Source organism: Metabacillus sp. KJ11-3 (assembly GCF_055808295.1).
The window spans coordinates 3,908,231-3,928,803 of record NZ_CM147865.1; the positions used below are offsets into that span (position 1 = coordinate 3,908,231).

Consider the following 20,573-nt stretch of genomic DNA (forward strand, 5'->3'; position numbering starts at 1 on the left):
TTTGAATGAGGATAAAACCCTATTTAAGAATAACTCGTATATCTTGTAGTTTTTTTATTCTACAAGTGGAAATTACCAGACAAGCCATTTCACTTTACCGCTTCAAGAAAGTAATAGCCCAACAATTCTAGTATTAATCAATTATTAAAATATTACCTATAATGTTACCTTTTTGGGTTACTTCAAATGCCATTTGATAGGGAGAAGGACAACTGATTCCTTCGCTTGCTCCTTTGAAAAAATCCCTTAAGAAACATTTTCTCCAATAGTTTCCATCAACCCTGTTCTTCTAATATAATGATTTTTCACAAAGAAGAGGCCCCAATTTTATTTGGGGCTTACTTGTTAAGCATACATTTCGTTTTCTTCTTTCCTAAAGAAACTTTTCATCGCTTGGAAAACATCTGCTTTTTGTTTGAGGATATAATAGCGGAAATTCTCATCATTAATATTTTTATATGCGGACATTAGGGTTGAGTGACGGTTGTATTGATTAACTTCTCCATAACCAAAAATATTTGAAACCTTCATGAGTTCGCCAACAAGTTTGACACACCGTGCGTTATCTGATGTTAAATTATCACCGTCTGAGAAGTGAAATGGATAAATATTATATCTTGCTGGACTATACTTCTCTTCAATGACTTCAAGTGCTTTTCGATAGGCAGAAGAACAGATGGTACCTCCACTTTCACCTTTTGAAAAGAAATCCTCTTCTGATACAACTTTTGCTTCGGTATGATGGGCGATAAATTCAATATCCACTTTTTCATATTTTGTTCGCAGGAATCTTGTCATCCAGAAGAAAAAGCTTCGTGCCATATATTTTTCCCATAACCCCATCGAGCCGCTCGTATCCATCATCGCGATCACAACAGCTTTGGACTCTGGTTTCACAACTTCATTCCATGTTTTAAATTTTAAATCCTCTGGATAGATTGGATGGAATTTGGACTTTCCTGCCATAGCATTTCGTTTATAGGCAGAAAGCATGGTACGTTTTTTATCAACATTGCCCATTAACCCGGTTCGTCTTATATCATTAAATTCAATATTTTCAATGACAATATTGTCGCGTTCTTTTTGTTTTAAATTTGGAAGCTCTAACTCCTTAAATAACGCTGCCTCCAATTCTAATATGGAAACTTCCGCTTCATAGTAATCTTCTCCAGCTTGGTCTCCTGCTCCCTGACCTTTGCCGGGACCCTTCGCATCTGCTTGTGATCCATCTCTCGCAACAACATCACCGACCTGACTCTCCCCATCACCTTGGCCAACATGCTTATTTTTATCATAGTTATAACGGATTTTGTATTCGTCGAGTGAACGAATTGGAATTTTCACTACATCCTTCCCATTTGACATGACAATGCTTTCTTCTGTGATAAGGTCTGGAAGGTTGTTACGAATAGCTTCTTGTACTTTTTCTTGATGGCGTGTTTGATCATCATGGCCTTTGCGATGGAGGGTCCAATCTTCTTGTGAAACAACAAAGTTTTGTTCTTGACTAGACATATAAACAATTCCCCCTCCGGTAATTTTATTAAATTCATTGCCCGTGTTTTGCCATTTTTCAATCGTTTTAAAAATAAGTGTCACATTTTTCAAATGATCAGCATACATTAACGTGGATGAGTAAATAGATACGTACTAGCTCCGTCGATTTCTGTGGATTACTCTATCCTATGCGAAAGATTTAATTTATTGACAAATAATTTAGAAAATAAAACGGTAATCTTTAAAAATAAGACAAGGTCCCAAACCTATATTGGACAAGTTTTTCTTATACAATCATCCATAAAATTTATATACTTTTGATAGTACAAAAAAGAGAGTTACATTTACTGCGAACTCTCTTTACTATTCGTTTCATATTGAATTGGATCTGGAATTTTACCATTTTCTTTAACTTGTTTATTTGTTTGCATTTTTTCCATCATCTTTGACTGTTCTTCCAGATCTTTTTGGTTACGTACCATTGTATTTACAACTTTTTTCATTCGTCTATCACCTCTTGTGACATTTGTTTTTCTATTCCCGCTTTTTATTGAGGGTAAACTTACACGAAGGGTGATAGTTCCTACGGATATCAACCATTACACTCGTTTTTCCATTCATTGCGAACAATATTTCGTTCATTCCGCTAACTTTTCCAACCACTTTTAATCATATTTCAACCACTTTGCCAACTTTTTCAGCCACTCTCTTTAAAAAGAAAAGCTGACAAGTTTCTGCCAGCAGCATGGGGAGGTGTTGGACATATTTATCGATTTAATAAGCTTCCGACATAGCGAAGTAAATCATTTGCAGAGTTTGAGTTGTAGCCGTGCTCATCAATGAGGCGTGCGACAACTTCGTTGACTTTCTTAAGCTGTTGCTCGTCTGGTGTTTTCGATGATGTTGTAATTTTCACTACATCTTTTAGGTCTGCAAATAGTTTCTTTTGAATTGCTTCACGTAAGCGCTCATGTGAATTGTAATCAAATCGTTTTCCTTTTCTGGCATAAGCAGAAATTCGGATTAAGATTTCTTCACGGAATGCTTTTTTAGCATTTTCTGAAATGCCGATTTGCTCTTCGATGGATCTCATTAATTTTTCATCCGGATTCATTTCTTCACCAGTTAATGGATCGCGAAGTTTATTTTTATTACAATATGCTTCCACATTATCCAGATAATTGTCCATAAGCGTTTTAGCAGACTCTTCATATGAATAAACAAATGCTTTTTGAACTTCTTTTTTCGCCATATCATCGTAAAGCTGACGTGCAACCGAAATGAAGTTTAAGTATCTTTCACGATCTTCATTCGAAATAGAGGCATGCTGATCAAGACCTTCTTTTAGTGCTCTTAATACATCCAGAGCATTAATAGATGGTACTTCTTTACGAATAATAGTAGAAGAAATACGATTGATGACATAACGCGGGTCAATACCGGACATACCCTCATCATTGTATTCTTTTCTAAGCTCATTCACATCAACAGAGTTAAAGCCTTCCACACTTTCTCCATCATACAATCTCATTTTCTTCACTAGATCGATATCTCCACGCTTTGGTTCTTTTAAGCGGGTTAGAATCGTGAACATAGCAGCCACCTTTAACGTATGTGGAGCAATATGAACATCTGATACATCACTTTCTGAGATCATTTTTTCATAAATGCGCTCTTCTTCCGTGACCTTCAGGTTGTATGGAACCGGCATAACGATAATCCGCGAATGAAGGGCTTCGTTCTTTTTATTCGAAATAAACGAGCGATACTCGGTTTCATTCGTATGTGCCACAATAAGCTCATCAGCTGAGATTAACGCAAATCGACCTGCTTTGAAATTCCCTTCTTGTGTAAGAGAAAGTAAATGCCATAAAAACTTTTCATCACATTTTAACATCTCTTGGAACTCCATCATTCCGCGGTTCGCTTTGTTTAACTCTCCGTCGAAACGATACGCACGGGGATCCGACTCAGAACCATATTCTGCGATCGTCGAGAAGTCAATGCTTCCAGTTAAGTCGGCAATATCCTGTGACTTTGGATCTGATGGACTGAAGGTACCGATACCAGTACGTTTATCTTCAGATAGGAAGACTCTCTCAACGCGAACATCTTCAATTCGGCCACCATAATCTTGCTCTAATCTCATCACATTAAGCGGCGATAAGTTACCTTCAATTCGAATTCCATATTCATCATAAAAATCTTCACGTAAATGATGTGGAATTAAATGAAGCGGATCTTCATGCATTGGACAACCTTTAATCGCATACACTGCACCGCGGTCAGTTAAAGAATACGACTCCAATCCTCTTTTTAACATTGTCACTAATGTTGATTTACCACCACTTACCGGACCCATTAAGAGCAAAATCCGCTTTCTAACATCCAGTCGTTTGGCAGCAGGGTGAAAATATTCTTCTACCAATCTTTCAAGAGCATCTTCTAATCCATATAACTGATGATCAAAAAACTTATAAGTACGTTTCCCATCAACTTCTTCAATTCCAGCATCTTTTATCATATTGTAAACCCTGGAATGTGCTGATTGGGCAACCCATGGTTTTTCTTTTACAATATCCAAATACTCTACGAAGGTTCCTTCCCACTTTAAGCGCTGTTCATCTTCCCTGTACTTTTCAATTTTTTTAAGATATCCATAAGGACCTCCTTCATCATTGGTCGTACTTGTGACTAACTCGTGCAGTTTAATACACTTTATGCGAGGATGTCCTTTAACATTCTTCATTGGAGGGAAAAAGGTTGAATCTTTTTAAGTGGAGGTAGTTTTGATTTGTCTTTATTGCACAATGATGAGGGGGGTTCTCTTGATTCTTTAGATGAAAGACATTCTTGACTGAATCTGTCTTACTTTTGTCTTTTATACTCCTGATGAAAGACATTTCAATTGGTCTCGGTCCTACTTTTTTCATTCATACATTTAATCAAGACATTTCGCATAGCCTCGATCCCCCTTTTTCTTTCATCCTTATGAAAGAAACTCCAAAACTTAAACAAATTCCTTAACGAAAAAATTGGTTACGCATTCACATCAACTTCCGATTGGGTTATAATAAAAACTAGCTAGAAGAGGGAAACTATACATAATAGGTATCCTTAACTTTGAACAATTCAAGGAGGTAAACCGATGGGTTTCATTCTCATTTTAGGTGTTAGCTTAGCATTCCTTACGGCAATTTTTACAGCTGGCTACGAGTCAAAGCCGGGCGTAAAAAAATAATGAACACAAATAGGGAGATTCACTTGATTGATCTTTTATAAAGATCTGTATCACGTGAATCTCCCTTATTTTTTTAAGTAAGGCCCGGATAGTTTTGTTGTCTTAATGCTTCATAAATTAAGATCGCAGCTGTATTTGACAGGTTTAAGGAACGAACTTTGTCTGTCATTGGAAGACGCAGGCATTTGTCCATGTTTGCTTGAATTAAGTCTTTTGGCAAGCCTGTTGTTTCTCTTCCGAAAACAAAGAAATAATCTTTTTCAACATCACTGTAGTCAAAGGTTGTGTGTGGTTGTTGACCGAATTTTGTTAAGAAGAAAAATTCACCTGATGCGTATTTTTCAAATAATTCATCAAGTGAATCATGATACACAACATTCACATATTCCCAGTAATCCAATCCGGCTCTCTTTAGCATTTTATCATCTGTTGAAAAACCCAGTGGACGTATTAAATGTAGAGTTGTATTTGTTGCAGCACAAGAACGTGCAATATTTCCAGTATTTGCTGGAATCTCTGGTTGATATAGTACGACATGTAAAGCCAATTTTTTCACCTCATCTAAGTCTGTAAAAAGGGATACGTGTTCCCTGTTAATTTTAATCCACTAGTCATTATACCATTGTTACTTCGAACTGTTATCATCGAGAATCCGAAAAAATGCATATTTGATATTTGGTGTATAGGCAGTTGAATCTTCGTAAGCCCAATAGCGCATTCGACTATTATAAGTTTGTGCATTTACTAACGGCATATTCTCTTCATCCTTAGCAACGACAAATGTTGTATGATCATAACGTCCATCACCTTGAAAATCATAGCAAATAACATCACCAGGCATTAGCTGTTCAGGAGAAGAAACAACTTCTGCTCTTAAGCCCGTTCTGGAGTTAGACAAAAATGTCTTCATGGAATGGGCAACAGTCCAGCTATAGCTCCAGTTATTCGATTGCATCCACCACCCATTTGACCGGTTCGGATAACCCCTCATCCTGGCTCCGCCAGCATGTAGGCACTGTGAAATAAAGTTCGTACAGTTCACATCAAAGTTTTTGTATTGAGGATTGCTGCTGTTCCACCACCGCTCGGCATATTGTACAGCAGCCATACGGTCGTAACGAAAATCAGTTTCTTTGTTTCTCACTTCTTCAGACACCGGGGCATCTGAACGATCTTTTTCTCCTTCAGATGTGACTAATTGGTCATCTACAAGCTCATCTTGATAGAAGCTTGCTTTTCGATACTCGATTCTTTCTTCAAGGTAAAAGAGATCTTTTTGTTTATGTAACCATTTATTGTGACAAGCGTATATTGCTTCATTTAAATGGTCTGTTCGTTTGTCCACGTTTATGATTTGGATTTTTGAGTTACCTTTGATAATTTCTGTTTTTCTTTTTTGAGCAGATTGTAGCTTTCTTTCAATTGCTTGCAGTTCTTGGTCATTTCGTTCGTTTTTTATGTGTTTAGCATTAATGAGCATTTGAAGTCGGGCTTCGTTTATATTTATGAGTTGTTGTTTCACGTTTTTGTCACCACCATATTTTGTCGTTATTACAGGATATGAGGTGACTGATTGGAAATAGTCGTGATTTAACTGTTTTCACAAACTTTGTTGCTTATAAAAAGTGTTCAGGAATAATCCGGGTTGATTTCCGTTGCAGGTACTTGCTTTCCGCGGGTGGTCTCTGGAGCCTCCTCAGTACTTTGGCACTTGCAGGGTTTCCATCAACACGCACTCCCGCAGGAGTCTCGTACCTTCCACTCCAATCAACCAGCTCAGTTTTAATTCAATGAATCTTATCAAAACAAAAAAGGCGAAACATCTACATAAATAGTGGAAGTTTCACCTTATATCCCCGCTTTTTCAGCTAAAAAAGACAAACCTTTTTCAATTTCCTGTTTTGCCTCGTCATCCTTCTCATTTGCGAGAGCCTTTTTTAATTTAGGTTCCATCGTGGTGTCGCCGATTTTTCCGATGGCCCACGCCGCTGTGCCTCTTATGACAGGTCTTGGGTCTTTGTGCATGACTTTGACTAAGTCTTCAAGAGCGGTGGTGTCTTTGTAATGAGCAAGTGCCAGGATTGCATTTCGCTGGAGGGGTTTTTTACCTCTCCATGAACCGGAGATATGACCGAACTTTTCCTTGAAGTCACGGTTACTTATCGTTAATAACGGCTTAAGTTTCGGCTTTGCGATTTCAGGATCGGGCTCCATTTCTTCGTGGAAATGAAAATCCTTCCCTTTATTGATTGGACAGATTGTTTGACACGTATCACACCCATAAACTCGATTACCGATTTTTGTTCGGTATTGTTCAGGGAGAAATCCTTTTGTTTGGGTGAGGAACGCAATGCACTTAGTAGAATCAAGCTGTCCACCTTGTACAAGAGCTCCTGTTGGACAAATATCTAAGCATTTTGTACAGCTTCCACATTGGTTTTCGATCGGTTGATCTGGTGGAAAAGGAATATTTGTAATCATTTCCCCTAAATATACAAAAGATCCAAACTCAGGTGTAATGATGGAACAATTTTTTCCACTCCAGCCAATACCGGCTCGTTCCGCCACTGCACGATCAGATAGTTCACCTGTATCGACCATTGATTTCATCTGTGCATCAGGCAGCTTCTCTTTTATAAAAGCTTCTAATTTCGTCAATCGATCACGTAATACATCATGATAATCTTTTCCCCATGATGCACGGCAAAAAATTCCCCGTCGGTCTTCTTTCGTACTTCTGGGAGCATTTTTCATTTTAGAAGGATAGGCCAACGCAATGGATATAATCGAGCTTGCTTTTGGCAGCAACTTTATTGGATTCACACGCTTTTCGATGTCCGATTCCTCAAAACCTGATTGATAGCCCAGTTCCTGTTGTGTTACTAAGCGCTGCTTTAGTTCTTCAAACATATCTGCAGTTGTAAATCCGATTTTATCAATTCCGATCTGTTTACTGTATTCAATCACTTCTTTTTTCAATTGTTCTATGTTCATTGCCTTCCCCTCCTTTTTATGAGACTTATATACAGAAACATCCACTCACACTATGGTAAAATAACTAGACTATATTGTGGAGGTATAAAATGATGGAAATTACGGTTCAGGACAAGCTAAAACAGCTCATTCCTGATTTTAAAATAGCTATTGTGCACTATCAAGATATCCAGGTAGGAGACTCCCCACAAATGTTAAAAGGGAGATTACAGTTGTTTCAAGAATCTCTTTTCTTTGATTATGAAGATAAAAAAGTCACCGAGATCCCTGCAATACGTGAATGGAGAAAAGTTTTCAAATCAATCGGAACAGATCCAAATCGATATCGTCCTTCAAATGAGGCACTATATCGACGTGTTCAAAAACAGCAATTTCTTCAGCCTGTTAATTCTGCTGTAGATTTAAATAATTTTCTTTCGTTACAGTATCGCATCCCACTAGGAATTTATGATCTGGACAAGCTTTCAGGTCCCGTAACAATCAAAATCGGATCTGAAGACGATTCCTATATAGCTATTAACGAACGGGAAGTTCAGTTAACGAAAAAATTATTATCATCTGATAACGAAGGAGCATTTGGCAGCCCTTATGTCGATTCTAAAAGATCTGCTGTTTCAACTGCTACAACTAATGCACTTCATATCGTTTATTTACAACCATCCATGCCTCATATTGAAGCTGATCAGCTTTTACAAGCATTGTCTACAATGTTTACACAAATACATGGTGGCACGGCGTCTTATCAAATTATTTAGTTTCGTCATTAAGGAACTCTTTATCAAGAAGAGTTCCTATTTATGACAATTAAAAAACGCAATGCATCGTTTATCTAAGAAACGAGACACTGCGTTGTAAGCAATATGTATGGAGCGGGTGAAGGGAATCGAACCCTCATCATCAGCTTGGAAGGCTGAGGTTTTACCACTAAACTACACCCGCAAAACATGTAATTTATTATAACAAATCTCCTTTCAAATATCAACAGGATTTTGAAGAGATTTGTCGAAATAAGTCGATAACAGTCGTAAAAAGTTACTTTATAAGTATAAATCTTGTCTCATAAATAATCAAGCGTTTTTTATTAATTTATTGCCTTTTTTATTCTTTTTATTCATGTTTCTTTTCTACATTTTCCTTCATTAATAGACAATACCTAAACTGATGCCCATTCTTCCTAAACATATTCCCCAATTTCCCGATCTTCACATATAGTACAGAGTAAATCATTAACATTTGGGAAGGATGGTAGCATGAGATATAGAAATGGACGCTTTGGATTTGGTGGTGGCTATGGAAGTCCTGGATATAACTATCCGGGAGCAGGGTATGGTTATAATGCTGGTCAAGGCTATCCTGGTTCCGGATATGGATACCCTGGATATGGTTTTGGTGGTGGCGGCTACCCGGGTTACGGCTATGGCCCGGGATATGGTCCCGGTTTTGGCGGTTATGGATTTAACCCGCTTACGACAGGTCTTTTAGGCTTTGGTGCAGGTCTTCTCGGCGGAGCTTTTCTTAATAATAATGTTGGTCCATTTCGTGGGTACTATTACTACTGATATAGATTTTTGAACTTTTGACTGCGATAGACGCTTGCATTCACTAATATTGGAGGCAAGCGTTTCTTTGCAGTTTCTTAAAAAAATTGAAACATACCTAATAAAGCTGCCCCTATACTAATTCCCGTCCCAATAATCCATTTAATTAATTGCAGATGACTTTGATAGATTTTACTGTCAATTTCTTCTTGTGACGCAATCTTTTTTTCCATCAGGATCTTGTCCACTACGACACGTACATCATTCTCATCCAGATGATTTGAATGAAACTTTTCGAAATGTTCAAGCTGTTGTTCCAATTCAACGATTCTCTGTTCAAGTTCATGCAGCTTATCTGATTCCTTCATATTCATCATCCTTCTATACCTTTTTTATTATCTATATTCTATATAGTAGAAAAAGGAGTAAGCTCATGTAGCTATTACATGAATAAATGATAAAAATCATTAGAAAAACTTGGCTTTTCGCTATATCCTAATGGTGTAAACATCATCAATAAAAACTTATACTTTCCGAAAATAATAGTTGACTTCATGAACATTTTTTTCTAGTATCGGTATTCTAGGGTAATGAATTTTTAAAGATGCATACATATTTATGGGTAATATACATCTCTAAGAGCATCCTTACTTAAGGAACAACATCTTTTAAAGGGGAAAGAGGAGGAATGTTATGGAACATTTGGAGAACAGGCAAAAGGTTCTGATTATGATTGCGATCATGTCTGCAATGTTTTTTGCAGCTGTGAATATGACAATTGTCGGGACAGCTTTGCCAAAAATCGTCTCTCAAATCGGGGGTATGGAGTACTTTGATTGGGTTTTCACCGTCTATATGTTAACTTCTACGATTACGGCGATGTTAGTTGGTAAGCTTTCCGATATTTACGGAAGAAAAATCTTTATTTTAATCGGTATTGGAATTTTTATGATCGGCGCATTTTTATGCGGAACTTCTGATGATATTATTCAACTTATTATGTATCGCGGTCTTCAGGGATTTGGCGGCGGAATGATCATGTCTTCTGCGTTTACAACAGTTGGTGATTTATTCAGCCCTCGTGAACGGGGAAGATGGCAGGGATTACTTGGTGCCGTGTTTGGATTATCAAGCTTATTTGGACCAACTCTCGGCGGTTATATTGTTGATAACTTCGATTGGCATTGGATATTTTGGGTGTTCCTCCCAATCGGTTTTTTCGCATTTGCCTTAATCTTAAAACTATATCCTTCACAAAAAGCAAAAGAAAAAGAACCAATCGATTTTCTTGGATCTATTGCATTAACAATTACAATTGTTTCATTATTATTAGGCTTCACTTGGGCCGGAGATAAATTTGAATGGGCATCTTTTCAAATCATTGGCTTATTTTCATTAACACTTATCTCCTTACTTGCCTTTATTTTTATTGAACTAAAAGTAAAAAGTCCTGTGCTGCCGCTTTATCTTTTTAAAAACAGTGTTTTCACCGTTTCAAATATTGCGGGGATGCTGATGGGTATGGGCATGTTTGGAACGATCATGTATGTTCCTTTTTACGTTCAAGGGGTACAAGGCGAATCAGCCACAGTATCGGGTCTTGTTGAGATGGTCATGACCATTGCGATGGTTTCATCAAGTATCCTTGTCGGTAATTTAATCACAAAAACAGGGAAATATAAGATCTTTGCTTTACTTGGTTTAATCATTATGGCAATCGGCTTAATTCTGAATTCCACATTACAGGTGGAATCGTCCCTAACAAGATTAATTCTTCAACTAATCGTTGTTGGAATTGGCCTTGGAGTCAACATGCCTGTCTTTAACATTACGGTCCAAAATGCGGTCAGCCATAAATATCTTGGCGTTGCTACATCAGCTATGCAAACTTTCAGGCAAATTGGTGGAACCGTCGGTGTTGCTTTACTCGGCTCTGTTATGGGTAATAAGATGGCAAATGAGCTTTCGTCTACCACTCAGGTAGAAAATGCTCCTACTCCACCGCCGGAAATGGCTGAAACAATGTCACAACTGCAAAATCCACAAGTATTAATGGATTCTGAAAAACTAGAAAGCATTCAATCAGAATTACCTGCTGAAATGGCACCATTCTTTGAACAATTTATTCAGGTGTTAAAAGAAGCCTTAAACACTTCATTAACAACTGTCTTTACTGTAAGTGCAGGTATTATTGGATTGGCCTTTATTGTGACACTTTTCTTAAAGGAAATTCCTCTCAGAACAACTAATAATGATGAGGAAGATAATCAGGAAGTCGAGGTTGAACGATCTTAAACTAGTGGAAGAGGATGTGCGGGTTGCACATCCTCTTTTCTTTGATTGCTCCACTATTGGGGAGCTCAAAATGGAGTGTGGTTGATAAAACTATGATAGTGATTGAATTTTAGTCAAAAGTGGTCGAATTCCTTTGATTCGCACCACTTTTAGGGAGCTCAAAATGGAGTGTGGTTGATAAAACTATGATAGTGGTTGAATTTTAGTCAAAAGTGGACGAATTAAGTTGATAAGTGGTCGAATTCCTTTGATTGGCACCACTTTTAGGAGGCTCAAAATGGAGTGTGGTTGATAAAACTATGATAGTGATTGAATTTTAGTCAAAAGTGGTCGAATTAAGTTTAGAAGTGGTTGAATTCCTTTGATTGGCACCACTTTTAGAGGGCTCAAAATGAAGTGTGGTTGATAAAACTATGATTGTGGTTGAATTTTAGTCAAAAGTGGTCGAATTAAGTTGATAAGTGGTCGAATTCCTTTGATTGGCACCACTTTTAGGGGGCTCAAAATGGAGTGTGGTTGATAAAACTATGATTGTGGTTGAATTTTAGTCAAAAGTGGTCGAATTAAGTTTAGAAGTGGTTGAATTCCTTTGATTGGCACCACTTTTAGGGGGCTCAAAATGGAGTGTGGTTGATAAAACTATGATAGTGATTGAATTTTAGTCAAAAGTGGTCGAATTAAGTTAAAAGTTGGTTGAATTACTTAGAATAGCCTCACAATCAGGAGCAAAGCCTTTGATAGAAAAAGAAACTATCGTAAAAATAGCGCTAAAAAGAGTCTGACCTCCATAGTCAGACCCCTTACTTATCTATCGTTTTATTCCTCATTTGCCTCTACTTCCACATCTGCTCCTGCAGCTGCAGCTTTTTCAAGCTCTGCCTGTAGTTCGGCTTCACTTTTTATTTCTTCTTCTTCCTCAGTTTGATTGAACACCTGGTCCCAATCTTCGTTAGGATCGAACATTTCTTCGAGTGTATAATCATTTAAAATAATATGAAGTTCAAGAAGTGTTCTGTATACACGGTATATATTCTTCTGACTCTCAAAAGGACTGGAAGCTTGGTTGATTTGTATTAAAACCTGTAACAGGTCTTGGCTTATTGAATCACTGGCTTGTTCAGGTAAAAGTTCATCAATTTCCACTGCACGCTGATGCAGCTCTTCCTTTACACTTTCTGAAACCCAACTGTCTGAATAATTATCTTGTGGCCCATTTTTTCTTGCATTTTTAAAGTAAGAACCATTGACGATTGCTTGGAAATATTCGAATTGACTGGCTACAAGCTCTTTTGCTTCTTCTTCGTTCAATGCCTTAGCAGCAGCTTTTGCCTCTCCATCTACTTCAGCCATTGCTTCCACTTCTGCCTCTGTCGAACCTTCAGTCGTTAACTCTTCATTATCTTTAGAAGGATTTAACAAATACAAACTAACACCAATTATTATAATAGCAATAGATCCTAGTATGATTTTATTTCTCAATTTTTGACATCCTTTCTAATGACCCTTCGTATATCGTAATACATTTGGAAGAAAAATCAACTGTTTTGCAGAAAAGTTTCGTTAGTTGTAAGATTTAATTAGAAAAGCGCAAGCGCCTTGGTCAGACTAGGGCAAATAAGACGCTTAGGAATAGAAGACGTTCTTTATCTTCAATTCCTGAGTTGATTATGACCTCGAGGCAATCAATAACGCGACGTTCTGTCGCAATGACTGCACTTGCACGTCCTGTGCTTCGGGGCTAGGCGCTTGCGCTAGACACCAAAACTACGTATAGAATTTTATATTTTCTGAACATACAAAAAAAGACCTCAACTAATTTCGTTGAAGTCTCAATTATATCGCACTCAAAAACTCCTTAATAAACGGTATTGCTGCACCTATCGGGACTCCATTTTCCGGTGATTGGCTAATATGGATGAACGGGCTTTTGCTTGGAAAAGCTGTTTTTTCATAGACCTTTTCATGGAGCCGATCAAGATCTGTCTGTTGTAAGTAAGGAGAAATATGTCCACCTAGAATGAATTCTCTATTAAGGACGAGATGAATATTATTGATGGAAAAGGCTAGATAATCCAAGAAGTCATTCCACCTGTCCACATAGGAAGGGGTGCCTGATCTGACTTGTTGAAAAAAGAAATCTAACGTTTCGTCTTCTTTTAAAAGAGCGGTCACTGAACAATAGGTCTCCATACACCCTTTCTTCCCGCAATAACATGATGGACCGTTAGGATCAATGGTCATATGTTCAACTGTACCACTATGGCCCTCTTTCCCCATCTCAATTTGACCATTCATGATGATGGCTCCACCCAGATGCATCCCGATTGATAAATAGATGGCATCACCTATATCATTTCTCATCCATAACTCTGTTGTTGCGGCTCCCTTAGCATCATGGACAAACATGCAAGGATAATCGAGATATTTTGTAAAAACATGAATATTTACGCCAGTAGAATTTAAAATTTTTCCATACGTAATACTTTGCCCATCTATTGAGGTTAGAGCTTGTACTGAAAACCCGATACCTAGCACCTGTTCTTTTTCTACTTGAAGGTCCGAAATAAAGGACTGAACTTTATAGCTTAACTCATTATAATAGCTTTCTTCATTAGCATAAGCCAGTGGCAGCTCTGTTTTCTGAAAAGTACCGCCAATCAAATTGATCGCCAATATTCTCACTTTTTTCTTTTGAATCTCTACGCCAATGCTGATTCGGGCTTGTGGACATATAGCATAAGCAGTTGCTCGTCTTCCCACCGACGATTCAAATTGTCCGCTTTTTTCAATTAATTTTTCTTTCTCTAAACGAACTAAATTTTGAGTGACGGTCGGTAAGCTTAGACGTAACTGATTCGCAATTTCCTGTTTTGAAAGCTTTCCATTTTGATAGATAAGATGATAGATCGATGAATAGTTGCTTTTTTTAACATCTTTAAGTGTGATGCTTTGGTCCATATGAATACCCCATTAAACAAAACGTTTTTATAAAAATACTTTATTTAAATTAATTAAAATATATCATAAAAACCTTTACAAAAACAACTTTGGCAAGATACTTCTTGCCATTTTTTTATTTTATTCATGTTGACTGTGACAGAAAAAGGATTTATTATATAAATTAATTTTATAAAGTGTTTTTACAAAATAGATTTATGTAAATTGAGAGGAGCAATTAAAATGGGGATTATCGAAAGAATGCGACTAGATGGTAAAAAGATTTTTGTGACTGGTGGAGCGAGAGGAATTGGGAAAAGCGTAGCAACTGCCTTTGCTGAAGCTGGCGCAGATATAGCCATTGTTGACTTGGATATTGAAGAAGCAACGAAAACAGCTGAAGACCTGGAAAAAAACAATAAAATTAAAGCGATTGCAATTCAAGCTGATGTGACAAAGCCTGAAGATGTTGACAAGATGATGGCGAAAATTCTTGATACGTTTGGCCGTTTAGATGTTGCCTTCTGTAATGCAGGGATTTGTATGAATATTCCAGCAGAAGAAATGACATTTGATCAGTGGAAAAAAGTGATTGATATTAATTTAACAGGTGTATTTTTAACAGCACAAGCTGCAGGAAAAGTGATGCTTAAGCAAGGCAGCGGATCCATTATTAATACAGCGTCAATGTCTGGTCATATCGTGAATGTGCCACAGCCGCAATGCTCTTACAATGCGTCAAAAGCGGGGGTTATCCAGCTAACAAAATCGCTGGCAGTTGAATGGGCAACAAGAGGTGTACGCGTGAATTGCATCAGCCCTGGTTATATTGGAACAGAACTTACATTGAATTCCCTAGCTTACAACCGTTAATCCAGCAGTGGAATGAGATGGCACCGCTTAAACGCATGGGTAAACCTGAAGAACTTCAATCAATCTGTGTGTATCTTGCAGGAGACACAAGCAGCTTTACAACAGGTTCCGACTTTGTCATAGACGGAGCATTTACTGCTATTTAACAGTCTGCTAGAATATGATATTTTGTTATAAAAGGAGACCAACTATCTATGAATTACTTACTTGGAACAGATATCGGAACATCGGGTACCAAAACAATTTTAATGGATACAGACGGGAACCTTATTGCTCAGGATTTACAAGAATATGATGTCTTGACTCCAAAGCCTTTATGGGCTGAGCAATGGCCTGAAGTATGGTTGCAGGCTGCTAAAGCTTCCATTAAAAATACCGTACAGAAGTCAGGCATTCCAGCCGAAAACATTCGTGGACTCGCAATTAGCGGCCTTTATGGCGGGTCCGGAATCCCTCTTGATGAAAGAATGGAACCTGTCCGTCCTTGTATGATCTGGATGGACCGCCGGGCAGAAGTAGAAACAAAGTGGGTCTTAGATACAATTGGAGAAGAAAAACTGCTGGAAATCACCCATAATGGAGCAGATCCTTACTACGGATATACAAAAATACTATGGATGAAAAACAATGAACCGGAAAATTGGAAGAAAACAAAGCTCTTTCTCCCACCTAATGACTATGTCATCTATAAACTAACTGGTGAAATTGCCATTGATTACTCTTCTGCAGGAAATATCGGCGGTATTTTCGATATGAACAACAGAACATGGTCCAAAGAAATGATGGATAAAATGGGGATTCCCCTCTCCATGATGCCGGAGAAAATCGTAGAATCAACGGATATTGTTGGCGGCTTAACGAAGGAGGCTGCCGTTGGTCTTGGCTTACCAGAAGGAATGCCGGTTATTGCAAGCGGAATCGATTGTGGTGCTGCTAACATTGGACTTGGAGTCTTTGAATCTGGTATTTATGCTGCAGCGATCGGAACCTCGATGTGTGCTGCATTAATTTCTGACAAACCTGTAAAGGGAAAAGATTTGATTGTTTGGCCTTACCTTTATGATGCGAAAAAGTTATCTTACTACTTCTCAGGCGGAGCAACAGCAGGAGCAATCGTGAAATGGTTCCGTCAAACCATGTGTCAATTCGAAATTGAGCAGGAAAAAGCAGGTGGAAAAAATGCTTATGATGTTTTGAATGAGCAAGCAGCCAACATTCCGGCTGGCAGCGAAGGATTAATTGTCCTTCCATACTTTATGGGGGAAAGAAGTCCAATTTGGGATTCAGATGCAAAAGGAACGATTGTCGGACTTTCACTAGCCCATTCAAAAGCTCATATTTATCGGGCATTTTTAGAAGCAGTTGCCTTCTCATTACGTGATGCTATGGAAGCAACCGGCGAAAATCTGGGCGAATATATCCTGCTTGCTGGCGGTGTTACCAAGTCTAAACTATGGAGACAAATCTTTGCGGATGTTACCGGCTATCCAGTTGTCTGCCCTGTCCATGATGTTGAAGCAAATATGGGAGATGTCATGCTGGCAGGAATCGGAACAGGTCTTCTCTCTTATGAAGACGTGAAAAAATGGCAGGTATTAGATGAAAAGATCATGCCTAATAAAGAAAATCAAGAAAAATACAATGACTATTACAAAGTCTATAAATCTATTTATCAACATTTAAAGCAAGATATGAAAACGTTGACAACCCTCTCTTAATATTGGGTTTCATTTAAAGATTATTCTTTTATTAGCTTCATTTAGGTTGATTGAAGCGAAAGGTGTGAGACTCCTGTGGGCGGGAAAGGTGAGATCCCACAGGCCTCCCCACGGAAAGCGAGCATCCTGTAGCGTAAATCAACCTACCGAATACTTATTTTATGAAACAAACTTTAAAGAAATAGCCTACCTTTTATAGGATAAAGAAAAGGAAGTGATTTCCATGAAACAATGGACAAAAAGAATCGGATACGGTGTTGGAGATTTAGGCTGTAACCTCGTATTCAGCACAATGGCTTCTTACTTAATGTTTTTTTATACAGATGTGTTTGGTATTACAGCAGCTGCTGCAGGAACACTTATGTTAGTAACAAAAATTATTGATGCTTTAACAGATACAGGGATGGGAATCTTGGTTGATCGAACAAACACAAGATGGGGACAAGGTAGACCTTATTTTCTAATCGGAGCTATTCCGTTTGCAATCTTTACAGTGATGACATTTATTGTTCCTGATTTCAGTGGGAATGGAAAGCTCATCTGGGCTTATGTTACGTATACTTTGCTATGCACAGCATATACAGTCGTAAATATACCATTAAATACAATTGTTCCAAGATTAACCTCAGATCTTCATGAACGTAACTGGTTGGTTTCAACAAGAATGATTTGCGCATTAATTGGAACCGCTTTAGTTATGTCCATTACAATGCCGTTAGTAGAGTTCTTCGGGCAAGGAGATACACAAAAAGGATTTCTGATTACAATGACACTCTACGGTATATTAGCGATGATATTGTTTGTTTATACCTTTATGAGTACAAAAGAAGTTATTCCACCATCCATTCAACCTGGTAAGTCGTCTATTAAAGAAGACTTAAAAGGACTGACAGGTCAAACGTTTATTTTCTTAATTTTAAACTTCCTGTACTTTGCGTTATTTGTTATTAGAAATACAACCGTTATTTATTATTTCACCTATAATCTGGGACGTACTGATTGGCTGACTTTCGTAGGGCTGTTCGGTATTTTATCCGGGTTACCCATGTTATTTTTGTTACCTTTGCTTCAAAAGATTATGCCCAAGAAAAACGTTCTGTTATTAAGTACCGCGATCTATATTGTTGGAGACTTAATGATTTATTTTGGAAAATCATCAGCTGTACTACTTGTTGCAGGTCTTGCCGTTACAGGTCTTGGCATCTATGGAATTTTCGGTACAACATTTGCAATCCAGCCGGATGTTATTGATTATTCAGAGTACAAGAAAAAAGAAGTATTTCCGGAATGATTGCCGCTTTCCAAGGCTTTTTTGTAAAAGGCAGTATGGGACTCGCAAGTGCTTTTATTGGTTTGCTATTAAGTATAGGCGGATATGTTCCAAATGCAACACAAACACCAACTGCTCTTCAATTTATTGAAATCAGCTTTATTTGGACACCCTTAGTGCTTTGTGCGCTTATTATTATTACGACATTATTCTATAAACTCGACGGTCAGCGAAAAGAAATGAGTAAAGAACTCGAACGCCGACGAGACTTAACAGAACAGAATGTAGTTAATCTTTAAAATAGAAGCTCAAAAAGGACGGTTCATCGTGAACCGTCCTTTATTTTAGTAGGTAAGTTAGTATAAAATTTTGTCCTTAATGTATGTGTCTAGCTCCAGCGCCTAGCCTTAGATCACACAGGACGTGCAAGTGCAGTCAATGCGACAGGACGTCGCGCTTTTCTTAGTTATTCCAAAGCTCAACTCGATCCTTAATTAAGTCAGTACGCATTTTTTCAGCATCTTTTGCTCCTGCTTTATCAATTTCAGCTAAGAAATTGTCATATAGTTTATCAAAATCTGCCGGGTCTGCTAAAATGACTTCAGGAATTCGTTTCTTCACAATATCTAACACTTTTTGCTCAATTAATGCTAATTCTGAATCTCCTGGAACTGTTATGTTAAATGCTGCTCCCCAAGGTTTAATAGGAAACTCATCTGCTTGTGGATACAGATCTTTCCACATTTCAACTCCATAGTTTGTTAACACTTCTTTTTCAACATCTGTATATGAATCTTTCACTTGTTCCGGTGAAGCGATTGTATAGGTTTGTCCTGTTGAATCCTCAACTCCATCACCATATGACGGTGCAAAGCCTTTTAACACACCTATACCTGTTTCTTTTACATAATTTGCATCGTTATTTCTCTTATCCAGCTCTTCTTCAGAGATGACACGCTTTCCATCAACTATTTCGTAGTGTTCGCCTTCGATACCCCAGTTTTGTAGATTTTGTCCTTCTTCAGATGCTAGGAAATCAAGGAATTTAATCGCTGCTACAGGGTCTTCTGCATCAACAGAGATCCCAATACCCCAGCCAGCTAAGTAACCGGCGCTTTGGAAATTGGCATGTTTGATATCTTCAGAAAGTGTTGCAGGGTATAAACCGTACATTTTATCTGTCTTGCCTTGTTCACGTAATGAACGTTGTGCCTCAGCGAATTGCCAATCATCATCAATAATACCAAGAACACGACCAGATGATAGCTTCGCTAAATATTGATCATATTTTTGTACAAAACTTTCAGGATCAAGTAATCCTTCATCATTCATATGGTTTAACCACCGGAAGTATTCTTTTTCCTCTGGACGTTTGTAATGGAATGTCGCTTCATATGTTTCAGGATCAACATAGAATTCTCCATCATCAGATGCTCCTGTTGACCAGAAAGCCGGATTTGTCGTCGAAATCATGATACGCCAGTCATCTGCTAGAAGAGATAAACCAAGAGTTGGCTGGCCGTCAATTGTTGGGTTCTTTTCTTTGTAGTCTCTGATAGCGTTTTCAAAATCCTTTAATGTCTTGATTTCCGGATAACCTAATTCTTTTACAACTGCATGCTGTAATCCTACACCATGACTTGGGTTAAAGTATTGTTGATCAATTGCCGTTGTAGGAAGAATATAGATACTTTCATCATCATTGCTCCATTTTAAACGGCTTAAATAGTCACCATAAATTTTCTTTAAATTTGGTGCATGTTCATCAATTAAGTCGGTAAGATCAATAAGTGCACCTGCTTCAACAAGTGTTCCCGCTCCACCTTTAGGAACAATCAAGTCAGGATATTCACCACTAGCCACCATCAACGCAATTTTTTGTGTTCCACCATTTACATCAAACTCCGGATTAAGTGTAACGCCTGTTTTTTCTGTCACTAGTTTACTAACCGGACTTTGCATATCATCCCATTGTGAATGGATATCAGCACTAAATAACGTTAGCTCTGTCACACCGTCTTTTTTACCATCACCCTCATCTGAAGACGATTTACTACTACATCCTGAAAGAACAAGCACGAAACTCAGTAACAAAAATAGCATCATTTTCATCGAACGCTTTTTCATCATGTACCCCCTAATGTTTTTATAGTTTAAGGAAAAAGATCACTTTATACAAGACAAACCTTTAAGATTCACCTCCTCAAAGT

Annotated in this window: 14 protein-coding genes, 1 tRNA gene and 2 pseudogenes; 6 read left to right on the forward strand and 11 right to left on the reverse strand. The window is 37.9% G+C overall.

The genetic code is table 11. From position 1 onward, the window contains the following. Positions 1-345 precede the first annotated feature (345 nt). The 6 genes from yhbH to queG form a co-directional block, all read right to left on the reverse strand. Complete coding sequence (yhbH, locus tag AC0L8O_RS19455) at positions 346-1,515, reverse strand: sporulation protein YhbH (RefSeq protein ID WP_078435644.1); 1,170 nt, start codon at positions 1,513-1,515, stop codon at positions 346-348. A gap of 326 nt (positions 1,516-1,841) precedes the next feature. Further along, complete coding sequence (locus tag AC0L8O_RS19460) at positions 1,842-2,000, reverse strand: hypothetical protein (RefSeq protein ID WP_156931986.1); 159 nt, start codon at positions 1,998-2,000, stop codon at positions 1,842-1,844. Positions 2,001-2,263: 263 nt separating this feature from the next. Next, positions 2,264-4,246: a PrkA family serine protein kinase gene (locus tag AC0L8O_RS19465; RefSeq protein ID WP_473444686.1), complete on the reverse strand. Its 1,983-nt coding sequence runs from the start codon at positions 4,244-4,246 to the stop codon at positions 2,264-2,266. 565 nt (positions 4,247-4,811) lie between these two features. Continuing rightward, the gene (gene trmL / locus AC0L8O_RS19470; protein ID WP_102228173.1) at positions 4,812-5,294 is read right to left on the reverse strand and encodes a tRNA (uridine(34)/cytosine(34)/5-carboxymethylaminomethyluridine(34)-2'-O)-methyltransferase TrmL; all 483 of its coding nucleotides are present in this window, start codon (positions 5,292-5,294) and stop codon (positions 4,812-4,814) included. A 69-nt stretch (positions 5,295-5,363) separates the two neighbouring features. Further along, entirely contained in the window at positions 5,364-6,260 is an 897-nt protein-coding gene (locus AC0L8O_RS19475) for an amidase domain-containing protein (protein WP_473444688.1), read from the reverse strand. A 326-nt stretch (positions 6,261-6,586) separates the two neighbouring features. After that, the gene (queG, locus tag AC0L8O_RS19480) at positions 6,587-7,732 is read right to left on the reverse strand and encodes a tRNA epoxyqueuosine(34) reductase QueG (protein WP_473444690.1); all 1,146 of its coding nucleotides are present in this window, start codon (positions 7,730-7,732) and stop codon (positions 6,587-6,589) included. A 92-nt stretch (positions 7,733-7,824) separates the two neighbouring features. Here queG and AC0L8O_RS19485 point away from each other — a divergent pair, with 92 nt between their 5' ends. Next, entirely contained in the window at positions 7,825-8,487 is a 663-nt protein-coding gene (locus AC0L8O_RS19485; RefSeq protein ID WP_473449043.1) for a B3/B4 domain-containing protein, read from the forward strand. Between the two features lie 110 nt (positions 8,488-8,597). On the opposite strand, the gene AC0L8O_RS19490 is transcribed toward AC0L8O_RS19485, so the two are convergent. Further along, positions 8,598-8,671 (reverse strand) — tRNA-Gly (locus AC0L8O_RS19490). Between the two features lie 311 nt (positions 8,672-8,982). Here AC0L8O_RS19490 and AC0L8O_RS19495 point away from each other — a divergent pair. After that, the gene (locus tag AC0L8O_RS19495) at positions 8,983-9,291 is read left to right on the forward strand and encodes a hypothetical protein (RefSeq protein WP_473444692.1); all 309 of its coding nucleotides are present in this window, start codon (positions 8,983-8,985) and stop codon (positions 9,289-9,291) included. A gap of 77 nt (positions 9,292-9,368) precedes the next feature. Here AC0L8O_RS19495 and AC0L8O_RS19500 read toward each other — a convergent pair whose 3' ends face one another. Further along, a complete protein-coding gene (locus AC0L8O_RS19500) occupies positions 9,369-9,638 on the reverse strand; it encodes a hypothetical protein (protein WP_473444694.1) in 270 nt (89 codons plus the stop codon). 325 nt (positions 9,639-9,963) lie between these two features. On the opposite strand from AC0L8O_RS19500, the gene AC0L8O_RS19505 reads away from it, so the two are divergent. Continuing rightward, positions 9,964-11,565: an MDR family MFS transporter gene (locus AC0L8O_RS19505; RefSeq protein ID WP_473444696.1), complete on the forward strand. Its 1,602-nt coding sequence runs from the start codon at positions 9,964-9,966 to the stop codon at positions 11,563-11,565. A gap of 816 nt (positions 11,566-12,381) precedes the next feature. Here AC0L8O_RS19505 and AC0L8O_RS19510 read toward each other — a convergent pair. Beyond that, on the reverse strand, positions 12,382-13,044 hold the full coding sequence (locus AC0L8O_RS19510; RefSeq protein ID WP_473444698.1) for a hypothetical protein: 663 nt from the start codon (positions 13,042-13,044) through the stop codon (positions 12,382-12,384). A 354-nt stretch (positions 13,045-13,398) separates the two neighbouring features. Continuing rightward, positions 13,399-14,523, reverse strand: coding sequence for an ROK family transcriptional regulator (locus tag AC0L8O_RS19515; RefSeq protein ID WP_473444700.1), 1,125 nt, complete (start codon positions 14,521-14,523; stop codon positions 13,399-13,401). 222 nt (positions 14,524-14,745) lie between these two features. Between AC0L8O_RS19515 and AC0L8O_RS19520 the strand changes: the two are divergent. The 3 genes and pseudogenes from AC0L8O_RS19520 (at position 14,746) to AC0L8O_RS19530 (ending at position 18,662) form a co-directional block, all read left to right on the forward strand. Next, positions 14,746-15,521: pseudogene (locus AC0L8O_RS19520) on the forward strand (SDR family oxidoreductase). A gap of 48 nt (positions 15,522-15,569) precedes the next feature. Beyond that, positions 15,570-17,093 carry an FGGY-family carbohydrate kinase gene (locus AC0L8O_RS19525; RefSeq protein ID WP_473444702.1) on the forward strand — a complete coding sequence of 508 codons (1,524 nt, stop codon included), beginning with the start codon at positions 15,570-15,572 and terminating at the stop codon, positions 17,091-17,093. Between the two features lie 292 nt (positions 17,094-17,385). Beyond that, positions 17,386-18,662, forward strand: a pseudogene (locus AC0L8O_RS19530) (glycoside-pentoside-hexuronide (GPH):cation symporter). A gap of 163 nt (positions 18,663-18,825) precedes the next feature. On the opposite strand, the gene AC0L8O_RS19535 reads toward AC0L8O_RS19530, so the two are convergent. After that, positions 18,826-20,493 carry an ABC transporter substrate-binding protein gene (locus tag AC0L8O_RS19535; RefSeq protein WP_473444704.1) on the reverse strand — a complete coding sequence of 556 codons (1,668 nt, stop codon included), beginning with the start codon at positions 20,491-20,493 and terminating at the stop codon, positions 18,826-18,828. Positions 20,494-20,573: the final 80 nt, after the last annotated feature.